Annotated in this window: 10 protein-coding genes; 5 read left to right on the forward strand and 5 right to left on the reverse strand. The window is 60.6% G+C overall.

Features of this window, described 5'->3' with window-relative positions; all coding sequences use genetic code 11:
• Positions 1-73: 73 nt before the first annotated feature.
• From AACY44_RS06375 to AACY44_RS06385, 3 genes are all read left to right on the forward strand, one after another.
• A complete protein-coding gene (locus tag AACY44_RS06375) occupies positions 74-895 on the forward strand; it encodes an ABC transporter substrate-binding protein (RefSeq protein ID WP_339418637.1) in 822 nt (273 codons plus the stop codon).
• Entirely contained in the window at positions 892-1722 is an 831-nt protein-coding gene (locus tag AACY44_RS06380) for an amino acid ABC transporter permease (RefSeq protein WP_339472145.1), read from the forward strand. Before AACY44_RS06375 ends, AACY44_RS06380 begins: the two co-directional genes overlap by 4 nt.
• A gap of 188 nt (positions 1723-1910) precedes the next feature.
• Positions 1911-3194 carry an autotransporter outer membrane beta-barrel domain-containing protein gene (locus AACY44_RS06385; RefSeq protein ID WP_339457148.1) on the forward strand — a complete coding sequence of 428 codons (1284 nt, stop codon included), beginning with the start codon at positions 1911-1913 and terminating at the stop codon, positions 3192-3194.
• Positions 3195-3264: 70 nt separating this feature from the next.
• Here the strand turns inward: AACY44_RS06385 and oadA are convergent, their stop codons facing one another.
• Positions 3265-5073, reverse strand: coding sequence for a sodium-extruding oxaloacetate decarboxylase subunit alpha (oadA, locus tag AACY44_RS06390; RefSeq protein WP_339418632.1), 1809 nt, complete (start codon positions 5071-5073; stop codon positions 3265-3267).
• Between the two features lie 102 nt (positions 5074-5175).
• Positions 5176-6591: an acetyl-CoA carboxylase biotin carboxylase subunit gene (locus AACY44_RS06395; protein ID WP_339436621.1), complete on the reverse strand. Its 1416-nt coding sequence runs from the start codon at positions 6589-6591 to the stop codon at positions 5176-5178.
• Positions 6592-6786: 195 nt separating this feature from the next.
• On the opposite strand from AACY44_RS06395, the gene AACY44_RS06400 reads away from it, so the two are divergent.
• Positions 6787-7761, forward strand: coding sequence for a LysR family transcriptional regulator (locus tag AACY44_RS06400; RefSeq protein WP_339418629.1), 975 nt, complete (start codon positions 6787-6789; stop codon positions 7759-7761).
• Here AACY44_RS06400 and AACY44_RS06405 read toward each other — a convergent pair.
• The 3 genes from AACY44_RS06405 to AACY44_RS06415 form a co-directional block, all read right to left on the reverse strand.
• On the reverse strand, positions 7691-7888 hold the full coding sequence (locus AACY44_RS06405; protein WP_339418627.1) for a PA3496 family putative envelope integrity protein: 198 nt from the start codon (positions 7886-7888) through the stop codon (positions 7691-7693). The two genes, AACY44_RS06400 and AACY44_RS06405, sit on opposite strands and share 71 nt — an antisense overlap.
• Positions 7889-8043: 155 nt before the next feature.
• The gene (hexR, locus tag AACY44_RS06410; protein WP_010168370.1) at positions 8044-8910 is read right to left on the reverse strand and encodes a transcriptional regulator HexR; all 867 of its coding nucleotides are present in this window, start codon (positions 8908-8910) and stop codon (positions 8044-8046) included.
• 158 nt (positions 8911-9068) lie between these two features.
• Positions 9069-11945, reverse strand: a complete 2877-nt coding sequence (locus AACY44_RS06415) for an EAL domain-containing protein (protein ID WP_339418625.1) — start codon at positions 11943-11945, stop codon at positions 9069-9071.
• Between the two features lie 247 nt (positions 11946-12192).
• Here AACY44_RS06415 and uvrD point away from each other — a divergent pair, with 247 nt between their 5' ends.
• On the forward strand, positions 12193-14376 hold the full coding sequence (gene uvrD / locus AACY44_RS06420; protein ID WP_339418624.1) for a DNA helicase II: 2184 nt from the start codon (positions 12193-12195) through the stop codon (positions 14374-14376).
• Positions 14377-14564: the final 188 nt, after the last annotated feature.

Here is a 14564-nt window from a genome sequence, read left to right on the forward strand (position 1 = left end):
GAGTCGTTCTTATAACTATTTAATACGTCCCATCCGCTTCATAACAACTCTTTTTTCATTCAGGTACCGATCCATGAAACTGAAACCGCTGCTGGCCTTGGGCCTGACGATTCTGGCCGCTTCAACGCAAGCCTTTGGCGGTGCAACGCTGGACCGAATTGAGAAGAAGAAAGAACTGGTGGGCGTGCTGATGGAGAGCTACCCGCCGTTCTCGTTTCTTAACGAACAAAATCAGCTCGATGGCTTCGACGTCGACGTGGCCAAGGCCGTGGCGCAAAAACTCGGTGTGAAGCTGCGCCTGGAGACGCCCTCCTGGGACGTGATCGCGGCCGGCCGCTGGAGTGGCCGCTACGACATCTGCATCTGCTCCATGACCCCGAGCAAGGCCCGCGCCGAGGTGTTCGACTTTCCGGTGGAGTACTACGCCTCGCCGGCGGTGATCGTGGTCAACGCCAAGGATGATCGCATCCACAGCGCCAAGGACCTGAGCGGCAAGAAAGTCGGCCTGACCAGCGCCTCCAGCTATGAAAGCTACCTGAACAAAAACCTGGTGATTGAAGGCGCCGAAGACACGCAGTTGCAGTATCCATTCGACAACGTACAGATCGCGCCCTACGACACCGACAACGTGGCCTTCCAAGACCTCGGCCTGGGCGCCGGCGTGCGCCTGGATGCAATCCTCACCAACCTGGTCACCGCTCAACCGCGCCTGACCGAGGACAAGCGCTTCAAGCTGGCCGGCGAGCCGTTGTATTCGGAGCCCAACTCAGTGGCGATCGAAAAAGGCGACCCGCAGTGGGACAGCAAGGTGCGTGAAGTCTTCGCCCAGTTGAAACAGGATGGCACCCTGAGCAAGCTGTCGCAGAAATGGATCGGCGCCGACATCAGCCAATGACTGCGTTCCCCACACCTCCCAAGCCGCCGGTCAGCGCGTCGCGCTGGCAGCGGCTCTTCGGTTTTCGCACCCGGTTGTACCTGACCTGGGCCGTGCTGTTTTGCCTGTTCGCCAGTTTCTTCCTGAGCTTTGACCTGAAGTTCTCGATCATCCTCGACAAGCTGCCCAACCTGGTGGGCGTGCACCTGTCGCCCAATGGCTTCCTGCAAGGCGCGGCGCTGACGCTGTTCTTGTGCCTGTGCTCGATCGGTATATCGTCGGTGCTGGGGTTTGTCACCGCGCTGGGACGCTTGTCGAAAAGCGCCGTGGCCTTTGGCATCGCCAGCTTTTATGCCTCGTTCTTTCGCGGCACGCCGCTGCTGATCCAGATTTTGCTGATCTACCTCGGCCTGCCCCAGTTGGGCCTGGTGCCGGGCGCCATCGTCGCCGGGATCATCGCGTTGTCGCTGAACTACGGCGCTTACTTGAGCGAAATCTTCCGCGCCGGCATCCTCGGTGTCACCCACGGTCAGCGTGAAGCGGCACTCGCCCTGGGCATGCGTGACAGCGTGATCTTCTGGCACGTCACCCTGCCCCAGGCCATGCGCACCATCATTCCGCCGGCCACCAACCAGTTCATCTCGATGCTCAAGGACTCGTCCCTGATCTCGGTGATGGGCGTGTGGGAGGTCATGTTCCTGGCGCAGTCCTATGGCCGCTCGAGCTATCGCTATATCGAGATGCTGACCACGGCGGCGATTATTTACTGGGTGCTGTCGCTGGGCATGGAGCTGATCCAGGCGCGTCTGGAACGGCACTATGGCAAGGGGTATGTGCGTCGTAGTTGAGCTCCAAAAGCTGCATTAAAATGCATATTGGTGTGCTTTTAGGATCGTGATTACGCAATAAAATGCAGACGTCGCTTATCGCCGACCGATAGCGACAACTCCCGCACACCGCGACTGCGTGGCCTGACAGTTATCCCTCCTTCACCTCGCTAAATTCCCCGCCTCATTCACCAAGAGGTTGGGAATTCATGCCCATTACACTCCGCAGAATCGTACTTGCCATCAGCCTACTGGCTGCGGCCAACCTTCAATATGCACATGCGCGCGGCGATATCGAGTACATGCCGTTCTGGTATCAACCCTACGACGCACCGGCTTTTGAATGGTTCGACCTTCCCGAAGTTGAAGCTGCGCCTATCGACGGCTATTTCACTGGGCAAGCCACTACTCACAATGGTCGGCAGGTGGCGAAGGTGCTGGAGCCAGCACTGAGTCGCCTGCTGGAATCGGGCAATCTAAGCTCCGAGCAGATCAAGGCCCTGGAGAAACTCAACGCCGAACTCGCACAGAAACCCGGCGCATTCGGCGCGGCCCTCGAGCAACTGGCGGGCAGCCAGAACGCAAACCTGGCGGCAGCAACCCAGAGCAGCACCCAGCAACTGAGCAGCCGCGTGCTCACGACCCTGCGCGAGTTGCCCACCGACTCCAACGGCCACTTTTGGGTAAAAAACCTCGGCAGCGAAGGCGGTCTCGACAGCCAGCGCGGCACTGCCGGCCTGAATACGGCCAACCAAGGCGTTTTAATGGGCGCAGATTGGGCTGTCGACCACGCCTGGCGAGTCGGTGTGCTGGGGGCAAAATCCAGCAGCCGTTTCGATACGCAGCGCTTTACCGCAGACCTGGACAGCTGGCATCTGGGCGGTTACGCCGTGCGCCAGGACGGCCCGTTGGCGTTACGCCTGGGGGCGATCTACAGCAGCCATGCGGGGCAAAACAAACGTGGCATCGATATCCTGGGTTACAAGGACACACTCAAGGGCCGCTACACCGCCAACAGCCAGAATGTCTTCGGCGAAATGGGCTACCAACTGGGCAGTGGCGACATCAGCATCGAGCCGTTTGCTGGCCTTGGCTACCAGCGCTACAGCCGTGACAGTTTCAAGGAACACGGCGGGGCCGCGGCGCTGAACGTCGATGCGCAAACCCAACAGAACCTGAGCAGCACCTTTGGTCTGCGCCTGGCCAAACTGTTCCTGTTCGACAACCAGATGACCCTCACACCCCATCTGAGTACGCACTGGAAACACCTCTATGGCGACGTCGACAGCCAGGTGCGCCAGTCCTTTCGCCAGGGCGGCATTGACGGTTTCACCCTTCAGGGCGCGTCTCTCGACCGCAACAGCCTGAACCTGCAGGCTGGGCTCGATCTGGCACTCTCCGCCAACCACACCGTCGGCGTGGCCTACAGCGCGGAAAACGGCACCCAAAGCAGCAGCCAAGGCTTGATAGGGCAGTGGCGGATGCGTTTCTAAGCAAACTACAGGCGAAAAAAAGGGGAGCACCTGCCCCCCCGAGGATTAAACGGTAATGTCGAAGGCTGTATCAGCCTTCGATTTCAATCAGGATTTCGCCAGGGTTGACCCGGTCGCCCTTGGCTACATGAACAGCGCTCACCTTGCCGGCAATCGCTGCCTGCACTTCGGTTTCCATCTTCATGGCTTCGGTAATCAGTACGGCCTGGCCGGCCTTGACCACGTCGCCTTCCTTGACCAGCACGTCGACGATATTGCCCGGCATCGCGGTGCTGACATGGCCTGGCTCGGTGGCCTGCTTGCGCTTGCTGTTACCACCGCTGACAAACTCGTTGAGCGGTTCGAACACCACTTCTTCGGGCATGCCGTCGATGGACAGGTAGAAGTGGCGCTTGCCTTCGGCCTTCACGCCGACACCGGTGATGTCCACGCGGTAGCTCTCGCCGTGCACGTCGATGACGAACTCGGTCGGCACGCCTTCGCCACCGGCACGGGCCACGCCGCCCGCTTCAGGAATCGGCAACAGTACTTCCGGCGCCAGGGTGCCGGCGTCGCGCTCTTCGAGGAACTTGCGGCCGATGTCCGGGAACATGGCGTAGGTCAGCACGTCTTCTTCAGACTTGGCCAACGCGCCGATTTCGCCACGCAGCTTGGTCATTTCCGGCTTGAGCAAATCGGCCGGGCGTACGTCAATGACCTCTTCACTGCCGATGGCCTGGCGACGCAGTTTCTCATTCACAGTGCCCGGCGCCTTGCCGTAGCCGCCTTGCAGGTAGAGCTTCACTTCGTTGGTAATGGTCTTGTAGCGCTCACCGGCCAGCACGTTGAAAAACGCCTGGGTGCCGACGATCTGCGAGGTCGGGGTTACCAGCGGCGGGAAGCCAAGGTCTTCACGCACACGCGGGATTTCGGCCAGCACTTCGCTCATGCGGTTGAGGGCGCCCTGCTCTTTCAACTGGTTGGCCAGGTTGGAAATCATCCCGCCCGGCACTTGGTTGACTTGCACACGGGTGTCGACGGCGGTGAATTCACTTTCGAACTGGTGGTACTTCTTGCGCACGGCATAGAAGTACAGGCCGATCTCTTGCAGCAGTTCCAGGCTCAGGCCGGTGTCGAACTCACTGCCCTTAAGGGCGGCGACCATCGACTCGGTACCCGGATGGCTGGTGCCCCAGGCAAAGCTGGAAATGGCGGTGTCGATGTGGTCGGCACCGTTTTCGATGGCCTTGAGTTGGCACATCGCGGCCAGACCGGCGGTGTCGTGGGAGTGGATAAAGATCGGCAGGTTTTGTTCGGCTTTCAGCGCCTTGACCAGTTCGCCGGTGGCGTACGGGGTCAACAGACCGGCCATGTCCTTGATCGCAATCGAGTCGCAGCCCATGGATTCGAGCTGTTTGGCCTGGGCCACAAACGCTTCGACAGTGTGCACCGGGCTGGTGGTGTAGGCGATGGTGCCCTGGGCATGTTTGCCGGCGGCCTTCACCGCTTCGATGGCCACGCGCAGGTTACGCACGTCATTCATGGCGTCGAAGATGCGGAATACGTCGATGCCGTTGACTGCCGCCTTGGCCACGAACGCCTTGACCACGTCGTCGCTGTAATGGCGGTAGCCCAGCAGGTTCTGGCCACGCAGCAACATTTGCAGGCGGGTGTTAGGCAACGCGGCGCGCAGTTTGCGCAGGCGCTCCCACGGGTCTTCTTTGAGGAAACGTACGCAAGCGTCGAAGGTCGCGCCGCCCCAGACTTCCAGGGACCAGTAGCCGACTTTGTCGAGCTTGTCGCAGATCGGCAGCATGTCATCGGTGCGCATGCGGGTCGCGAGCAACGATTGGTGGGCGTCGCGCAGGATGGTGTCGGTTACGAAGATTTTCTTAGTCATATTCGGATCTCCTCATAGCTGCAAGTTTCAAGCTACAAGCTGCAAGTAAAGGCTGATGCGCTTTAACTTGTAGCTTGCCGCTTGCAACTTGCAGCTGCTTATTTATAAGCCTGCGTGGGCGGCGATGGCGGCGGCGATGGCCAGGGCCAGCTCTTCGGGTTTGCGCTTGATCGAGTAGTTGGTCAGCTCAGGGTGGCTTTCCACAAAGCTGGTATTAAATTGGCCGCTGCGAAATTCCGGATTACGCAGGATTTCCTGGTAGTAGGCGGCGGTGGTCTTCACGCCTTGCAGGCGCATGTCGTCCAGGGCACGCAGGCCGCGGTCCATGGCTTCTTCCCAGGTCAACGCCCACACCACCAGTTTCAGGCACATGGAGTCGTAGAACGGTGGGATGGTGTAGCCGGTGTAGATCGCCGTGTCGGTGCGCACGCCAGGACCGCCGGGGGCGTAGTAACGGGTGATCTTGCCGAAGCTTGGGAGGAAGTTGTTCTTCGGGTCTTCGGCGTTGATGCGGAACTGCAACGCGAAACCCCGGTGCTGTATATCTTCCTGTTTCACCGACAGCGGCAACCCGGAGGCGATACGGATTTGCTCGCGGACGATGTCGATCCCGGTGATTTCTTCGGTGATGGTGTGTTCCACCTGCACCCGGGTGTTCATCTCCATGAAGTACACCTCGCCCTCCGCGAGCAGGAACTCCACGGTGCCGGCGTTCTCGTAACCCACGGCCTTGGCGGCGCGCACCGACAGGTCGCCGATGTAGGCGCGCTGTTCCGGGGTCAGCTGAGGGCTTGGGGCGATTTCGATGAGCTTCTGGTTGCGGCGCTGGATCGAGCAATCGCGCTCGAACAGGTGCACCACGCTGCCAAAGCTGTCACCGAGGATCTGCGCCTCGATGTGCTTGGGATTGACGATGCATTTTTCCAGGAACACTTCCGCCGAGCCGAACGCCTTGGTGGCTTCGGAGATGACGCGAGGGAAGGCTTGTTCAAGTTCTTCGCGGCTGTTGCAACGACGGATACCACGACCGCCACCGCCGGAGGTGGCCTTGAGCATCACCGGGTAACCAATACGGTCGCCTTCAGTCAGGGCTTCGGCGATGTCGGCGACGTTGCCTTCGGTGCCGGGCGTGACCGGTACGCCAGCCTTGATCATGCTGCGGCGCGCTTCGGTCTTGTCGCCCATGCGGCGGATCACTTCAGCGGACGGGCCGATGAATTTGATCCCGCGTTCGGCACAGATATCCGCCAGTTCGGCGTTCTCCGACAGGAAGCCATAGCCGGGATGCAGCGCATCACAACCGGTTTCCACCGCCAAGTTCACCAGCTTGCGCGGGTTCAGGTAACCGGCCAGTGGCTCGGCACCAATGCTGTGGGCTTCGTCGGCACGCTTGACGTGCAACGCATGGCGGTCGGCGTCGGAGTAGACCGCGACCGAGCGAATGCCCATCTCGGCGCAGGCACGCACGATTCGTACGGCAATTTCACCACGGTTGGCGATCAGGATCTTTTTTATCACTTGGAAATTCCCTTGAGCCGATTGCTGCGTTCTTCGACCCACTGGAGCTGGGTCGGCGCGTGACCAAATGTTTCATGACAGTCGCGAGACACACACTAAGCCGGTAGAGGGATTAACAAAAATCAATAATTATTGGGTCATGCATAAGTAAAGACTTATAGTTGTTCGGCTGGCTTGGGATGAGGAGAGCGAAATATGCGTAAGTCATTGATGCGACTGACATTGCGTCAGCTGCAGATCTTTCATGAAGTGTGTGATTTGCGCTCTTATAGCCGCGCCGCCGAGGAAATGTCCCTCACACAGCCCGCCGTGAGCCTACAAATTCGTCAGCTGGAAGAGCTGATCGGCCAGCCGCTGTTCGATTATGTCGGCAAAAAACTCTACATGACCGAGGCCGCTGAAGCGCTGCAACGGGCCAGTCGCGATATCTTCGGACGGCTGGAGAACCTCGATATGCAACTGTCGGACATGCAGGGCTCACTGCAAGGCCAACTGAAGCTGGCCGTGGAATCCAGCGCCAAATACTTTGTGCCGCATTTGTTTGCTGCCTTTAAGCGCCAGCACCCTGAGGTGCAGTTGCACCTGACGGTGGTCAACCGTGCCCAGGTGATCCGCCGGCTTTCCGACAACCGCGACGATCTGGTGATCATGTCCATGGTGCCCCAGGACATGGGCCTGGAATTCCTGCCATTCCTCAACAACCCGATTGTCGCCGTGGCGCCCCCCAACCACCCTTTGAGCCTGCAAGGCCCACTGCGCCTGCAAGATCTGGAACCTTACACGCTGCTGCTACGCGAACCGGGTTCCGGCACGCGGATGGCTTGCGAAGAATACTTCAAGGAGAAACGTGTGCACTTCACCCAGACGGTGGAAGTCGCCTCCGCCGAGGCGCAGCGCGAATGTGTATGCGCGGGATTGGGCGTGGCCCTGCTGACGCGCCACGCGGTCAACATGGAACTGGCCACCGGCGGGCTCAAGGAGCTGCCGGTGGAAGAGCTGCCGCTGTACCGCAGTTGGTGCCTGGTGCAGGCCAAGGCCAAGCGCCTGTCACCGGTGGCCCATGCGTTCCTGGGCTTTATTCGCAGCGAACGGGTGCAGATCAGCGCACTGGCTGAGCGTTTCGCTGGGCAGCCGCGGGTGCCTGCCAGTGGAGTTCCGGGTAGTCACTGATGCTCTGGAGCAATTGGCGCTCCTCGCAACGGTCTTCGATTGCGCGACGGAACGCCATGCGGCGTTGGTCTTCCTGCTGACGACGGGTCTTTACGGTGCTGTTGCTGTCTTCGTAGGGCCGGGCCATTTCGAGTCTCCCAATGCGAGTGCGGGGAGTACAGGATGGGCGCAGGGGATGACGGTTTGGCGGCGCGGGGGTTACAGGACGATGAATTTTCCAGATAGGTCAGAGATCCAAATGTGGGATCAATCCCGCTCCCACATCTGCTCTGTGTATAGCCCTTAGTCGTCGAGGGCTTTGACCGACTTGGGCGACAACCGCAGGCTACGCAAGCTGCGCTTCACGCTCTTGAGGTGGTTGACCAGGCTTGGCCCGCGCGCCATGGCCACGCCCATTGCCAACACATCAATCACCACCAAGTGGGCGATACGCGAGGTCAGCGGCGTATAAATCTCAGTGTCTTCATGCACGTCGATTGCCAGGTTGACCGTAGACAGTTCCGCCAACGGCGTCTGGCTCGGGCACAGGGTGATCAGGGTCGCACCGCTTTCACGCACCAGATTGGCGGTGATCAGCAGGTCTTTGGAACGGCCCGACTGGGAAATACAGATGGCGACGTCGGTAGGCTTCAAGGTCACCGCCGACATCGCCTGCATATGCGGGTCACTGTAGGCGGCGGCGGTGAGCAGCAGGCGGAAGAACTTGTGTTGGGCGTCAGCGGCCACTGCGCCCGAAGCACCAAAACCGTAAAACTCGACACGCTGGGCCTGGGACATGGCGGTCACGGCCTTTTGCAACTCCACCGGGTCGAGCTTCTCGCGCACTTCCATCAGGGTGTGCAGGGTGGTGTCGAAGATTTTCAGGCTGTAGTCGGCGACGGAATCGTCTTCGTGAATCGCAAATTGCCCGAAGCTGGCACCGGCGGCCAAACTTTGGGCCAACTTGAGTTTCAAGTCCTGGAACCCGGAGCAACCGATGGCGCGGCAGAAGCGCACGATGGTCGGCTCGCTGATGCCCACACTATGGGCCAGGTCGGCCATGGAACTGTGCATCACAGCCGCAGGGTCAAGCAGCACGTGATCGGCAACCTTGAGTTCCGATTTGCGTAACAGGTGGCGCGACTGGGCGATATGTTGCAACAGGTTCAAAGGGCAGGACTCTTGTTATGGGCAGGGCCAAGGATGTAGCAATCTTGTAGTTATACTACAAGAATTGTCGTTTTGCCCGTCCGAAGCATCACTAAATCGCCCTGCTCCCCTTTGAATCTAAGGGCGGCCAAGTTGTAGCCACAGGGGCGGCCTTGGCGTCACTCAGGAAAATCTGCATTTTTCCGTAACAAATCTGCCAACCCTTCGGCCTGCATCGGCCGGCTGATCAAATAGCCCTGCACTTCGTCACACTGCTCCCCTCGCAGGAAATCCAGCTGCTGCTGATCCTCCACACCTTCGGCCACCACTTTGAGCGCCAACCCATGGGCCATGGCAATGATTGCCCGGGTGATGGCCGCGTCTTCACGCCCCTGGCCAAGCCCACGGATAAAGCTCTGGTCGATCTTCACGTAGTCCACGGGGATGCGTTTGAGGTAGCTGAGGGACGAATAACCGGTACCGAAATCATCAATGGCCAACTTCACGCCCAGGTCGCGCAGTTGCTGGAAGGTCGCGATGATGTGTTCAACGCTGTCGAGCAACTGGCTTTCGGTCAGCTCCAGCTCGAGGTATTGCGGGTCCAGCCCGGTTTCTTCGAGCACCTGACGCACCAGGCTGACCACCTTGCCCTGGCGCAACTGATGCACCGACAGGTTCACCGACACTCGAATCGGCGCCAACCCCTGACGCTGCCATTCACAGGCTTGCCAGCAGGCCTCGCGCAGCACGAACTCGCCCAGTGGCACGATCAGGCCGGTCTCTTCGGCCAGGCCGATAAAGTCCCCCGGCGGCACCATGCCCCACTGCGGATGCTCCCAGCGGATCAACGCTTCGGCAGCATTCAGCTTACCGGTGGCCAGGCACAGTTTCGGTTGGTAGAACACCGTGAGCTGGCGCTCCTCTATAGCCTTGCGCAGGTGGTTTTCCAGCTGTAAGCGCTCCAGGGTGCTGGCTTGCAGGCTGTCGGTGTAGAACTGGAAATTATTACCGCCCAGATGCTTGGCGTGCTGCATCGCCATGTTCGATTGGCTGACCAGCGCGGAAATTTCCCGTGCATTGTCCGGCAACAGGCTGACGCCCATCGAAGCACTCACTACCAGCTCATGCCCATCCACCGTCACCGGCACGCGCAGCTTGGCCAACAGTCGTGTGGCGACTCGCGCCAGGCTCGAGAGGTTGCCATAAGCGTCGAATAACACGGCGAATTCGTCCCCGGACAGGCGTGCGATGGTGTCGGCCTCGGGCAAGGCGTTGATCAGGCGGCGCGCCACTTTCTGCAGCAATTGGTCGGCGACTTCATGGCCCAAACTGTCATTGAGCAGCTTGAAGCGGTCCAGGTTGATATGCAGCAGCGCTAGGCTGCGCCCGCCCTGACGCACGCGCTGATGAGCCTCGCGCAGCCGTTCGCGGAACAGCGAGCGGTTGGCCAGGCCGGTCAATTCGTCATAGTGGGTGAGGTAGCGCATGCGCTCTTCGGACTCACGCCTGGCCGAGAGATCGGCGAAGAAACCCACGATATGGCTGACTTTCCCCCGAACATCGCGCACCACGTTCAATTGCAGCCACTGCGGGTACAGCTCGCCGTTCTTACGCGTTTCCACCAGCTCGCCCTGCCAGGTGCCGTGGCTGAGCAGCGCCTGGCGGATCACCGGGAAGTGGCGGCGGGCATCACGACTGCTGGGCAGCTCCACGACATTGCGGCCGATCATGTCGTCGGTTTCAAAACCGGTCACACGACTGAACGCCTGGTTGACGGCGACCAGCTTGTAGTCCGGGTCAAGAATCACGATACCTTCGCTGGCCGCCTCGAACACGGTCGACGCCAGGCGCTGTTGTTCCTCCAGCGCCTTGCCGGCGCTGATATCGCGGCGCGTGCCAAGCATGCGCGTGACTCGCCCGTTGGCCGTGCGCTCCACGGCACGGCCACGGTCTTCGATCCATACCCAGTGCCCATCGCCGTGGCGCACGCGGTATTCCACCTGATAGTCCTCGCTGCGGCCCTTAAGGTGTTCCACCAGCGCGCGCTTGAGCAGCGGCAGGTCTTCGGGATGCAGGCGCGGCTTGAGATGGCCGAGCATCGCCGTGACGTACTCCGGCTCCAGGCCGAACAACTCCTTGAGCTGGGTGTGGTGGACTTCGTCGGTTTGCAGGTTCCAGTCCCACAGGCCAAGCTCACTGGCTTGCAGGGCCATGGCAAGGCGCGCTTCGCTTTTATTCAGGGCCAGGCTGGCGGCGTCCAGCTCCTGGCTACGTTGCGCCACGCGGTCCTGCAGGCCGATTTGTGCGTCACGCAGTTCCTGCTCGACCTGGCGGCGCTGTTCGACTTCGCGCACCAACTCCTGATTGAGTTGTTCGCTGCGCTGCTGCGCCTGTTGCAGGTGCTCGATCAGCGCCTGGTTCTGGAAGCGTCGTAGCAGCCCGCGCTGGATCAGGCGATTGACCTGCCACGCCACCAGGCTCAAGGACGCCAGCAGGATCAGGCCCAGTACACCCCAACCGCGCTGCCGCGGGTCGCCGTTCCAGAACAGGTAGATGATCGCCGGCACCAGGCACGGCAAGGCGAAAGACAAAAACGCCGGCAGGCTCACGGCATAGGCCACGCTGGCCGACAGCGTCGCGGCGCCAATCAGGCCAAACACCCAGGCCTGTTGCATAAAGCTGTCCGCCGGCACCAGCGCGATGGCGGCAATAGCCAGGGTCAGGCCGCTGACCGCCGAGCCGAGCATGAACACGCGTCGCCATATCGGCTGGGCCTGGCGGCTGGGCATGGCTGAATCAAACGCCGCCACCTGAATCACGCGCATCGCCACCAAGGCCAGCAGCCAGACCAGCCAGATGCTGTCCAAGAGGTATTGCTTGGGGTTCCAGAGCAGCCAGGCGCAGACCAGGCCATTGACCAGCATCAACAGGGTCGGCAGCAGGGAGCCTTGATACAGCAGGCGCGTGCGCTCGACCGCCATCTCGGTGGCGTAGTGTTTGCGAAGAACCTGTGCGGGCGCCGCCGAGGGGTCGAGCAGATCGGTGCTGAGGGTCATAGGCAGTGTTCTTATAATGGTGAGCCCGAAACGTCGACGGAGCATACACAAGCAAGCGCTCCGGCCAAACTGCTCCACGTCATAAAAGCCGCACGCTCAGGCAGCGCAAACTCCGGAGCCAGACGGCTTGAACGAGACGCTGCGCGGGCTGCGACCGTTGACCGACCGGTCATCACCCCGACTGTTTTACGTCGACCACCCGGCATTGGTATTTGCCCCACTCTCCCGTGGGCCATAGAATGCGCCGATGCGCGATGATCTCTCTCTTTTGCTTAACTCCCTCAACGATGCCCAACGCCAGGCCGTAGCAGCCCCCGTTGGCCGTCAGTTGGTCCTGGCCGGTGCTGGCTCCGGTAAAACCCGAGTGCTGGTGCACCGTATCGCCTGGTTGATCCAGGTCGAGAACGCGTCACCGCATTCCATCCTGTCGGTGACCTTCACCAACAAGGCCGCTGCCGAGATGCGCCACCGCATCGAGCAGTTGATGGGCATCAGCCCGGCCGGCATGTGGGTAGGCACTTTCCACGGCCTGGCGCACCGCCTGTTGCGCGCCCATTGGCAGGAAGCGGGCCTGGCCCAGACCTTCCAGATCCTCGACAGCGATGACCAGCAACGCCTGGTCAAGCGGGTGATCCGCGAACTGGGCCTCGACGAACAGCGTTGGCCGGCGCGTCAGGCGCAATGGTTTATCAACGGCCAGAAAGACGAAGGCCTGCGCCCGCAACATATCCAGGCCAGCGGCGACTTGTTCCTGGCCACCATGCGCAGCATTTATGAAGCCTACGAGGCCGCCTGCGCGCGCGCCGGAGTCATCGACTTCTCCGAGCTGCTGCTGCGCGCCCTCGACCTGTGGCGCGACAACCCAGGGTTGCTGGCCCATTACCAGAAACGCTTCCGACACATTCTGGTGGACGAGTTCCAGGACACCAACGCCGTGCAGTACGCCTGGTTGCGCCTGCTGGCCAAAGGTGGCGACAGTCTGATGGTGGTGGGTGACGACGACCAGTCGATCTACGGCTGGCGTGGCGCGAAAATCGAAAACATCTACCAGTACTCCGAAGACTTCCCGGACGCGGTCACCATCCGCCTGGAGCAGAATTACCGCTCCACAGCCGGGATCCTCAAGGCAGCCAACGCCTTGATCGCCAATAACACCGGGCGACTGGGCAAAGAGCTGTGGACCGACGGCGGCGAAGGCGAAGCGATCAACCTGTACGCCGCGTTCAACGAGCACGATGAAGCGCGCTACGTGGTAGAAACCATCGAAAGCGCGCTGAAAACCGGCTTGGCACGCAGCGACATCGCGATTCTTTACCGCTCCAACGCCCAATCGCGGGTATTGGAAGAAGCCTTGCTGCGCGAGCGCATCCCGTACCGCATCTATGGCGGCCAGCGCTTCTTCGAGCGTGCCGAAATCAAGAACGCCATGGCTTACCTGCGTTTGCTGGAAGGTCGTGGCAACGATGCGGCGCTGGAGCGCGTCATCAATATCCCGGCGCGTGGCATCGGCGAGAAAACCGTCGAGGCGATTCGCGACCACGCTCGCCATGCCGATGTGTCGATGTGGGAAGCCATGCGCTTGCTGATCGCCAATAAAGGCCTGACCGGTCGTGCAGCGGGCGCACTGGGCGTGTTTGTCGAGCTGATCGAGAACCTGTCGGCCAAATGCGCGGAAATGCCGCTGCACCTGATGACTCAGACCGTTATCGAACAGTCCGGCCTGATCGCCTACCACGAAGCGGAAAAAGGCGAGAAAGGCCAGGCTCGGGTAGAAAACCTTGAGGAACTGGTGAGCGCCGCCCGTGCGTTCGAAAACACCGAGGAAGACGAAGAGCTGACTCCGCTCGCCGCATTCCTCGGGCATGCGTCGCTGGAAGCCGGCGACACCCAGGCCGATGAGCATGAAGACAGCATCCAGCTGATGACCTTGCACAGCGCCAAGGGCCTGGAATTCCCGTATGTGTTCCTGGTCGGCATGGAGGAAGGCCTCTTCCCCCACAAGATGAGCCTGGAAGAACCTGGCCGTCTAGAGGAAGAACGTCGCCTGGCCTACGTCGGCATCACCCGCGCCATGCAGAACCTGGTGATGACCTACGCCGAAACCCGACGCCTGTACGGCAGCGAGACCTACAACAAGGTGTCGCGCTTCGTACGTGAGGTGCCGAAGGGTCTGATTCAGGAAGTGCGCCTTTCCAACAGCGTCAGCCGCCCGTTCGGCGGAGGCCAGCAGCAAAGCGCCAGCAGCCTGTTCGCCGGCTCAGAAATTCCGGAAACCCAGTTCAGCCTTGGCCAGCAGGTCAGGCATTCGGTGTTCGGCGAAGGCGTGATCCTCAACTTCGAAGGCGCGGGTGCCCAGGCGCGGGTGCAGGTGAACTTCGCCGAAGGCAGCAAGTGGCTGATGATGGGTTACGCGAAGCTCGACGCCATTTGAAACATCTGCCTACATGAAGGTGATTGGCCCGCCCTTGTTTTTAGCAAGCGCGGGCCAATATCTGTAATAAGTCCTACAGACCTTTCTGGGCCGGTCCTACGCAAAAGCCCGAAACATTATGTCGCTAGCCACTGTCACTGCACCTGTGCAACATGGCGCGCGTGCAATCCACAAATGAGAATTCCCTT

Origin of the sequence: Pseudomonas sp. RA_15y_Pfl1_P11, assembly GCF_963970975.1 — a bacterium.
GTDB lineage: Bacteria > Pseudomonadota > Gammaproteobacteria > Pseudomonadales > Pseudomonadaceae > Aquipseudomonas > Aquipseudomonas tritici.

What these genes read in the sequence shown, in the direction of transcription:
- AACY44_RS06375 (WP_339418637.1), top strand. Translation starts at nt 74, where the DNA reads ATGAAACTGAAACCGCTGCTGGCCTTGGGCCTGACGATTCTGGCCGCT.
- AACY44_RS06380 (WP_339472145.1), top strand. Translation starts at nt 892, where the DNA reads ATGACTGCGTTCCCCACACCTCCCAAGCCGCCGGTCAGCGCGTCGCGC.
- AACY44_RS06385 (WP_339457148.1), top strand. Translation starts at nt 1,911, where the DNA reads ATGCCCATTACACTCCGCAGAATCGTACTTGCCATCAGCCTACTGGCT.
- oadA (WP_339418632.1), bottom strand. Translation starts at nt 5,073, where the DNA reads ATGACTAAGAAAATCTTCGTAACCGACACCATCCTGCGCGACGCCCAC.
- AACY44_RS06400 (WP_339418629.1), top strand. Translation starts at nt 6,787, where the DNA reads ATGCGTAAGTCATTGATGCGACTGACATTGCGTCAGCTGCAGATCTTT.
- AACY44_RS06405 (WP_339418627.1), bottom strand. Translation starts at nt 7,888, where the DNA reads ATGGCCCGGCCCTACGAAGACAGCAACAGCACCGTAAAGACCCGTCGT.
- AACY44_RS06415 (WP_339418625.1), bottom strand. Translation starts at nt 11,945, where the DNA reads ATGACCCTCAGCACCGATCTGCTCGACCCCTCGGCGGCGCCCGCACAG.
- uvrD (WP_339418624.1), top strand. Translation starts at nt 12,193, where the DNA reads ATGCGCGATGATCTCTCTCTTTTGCTTAACTCCCTCAACGATGCCCAA.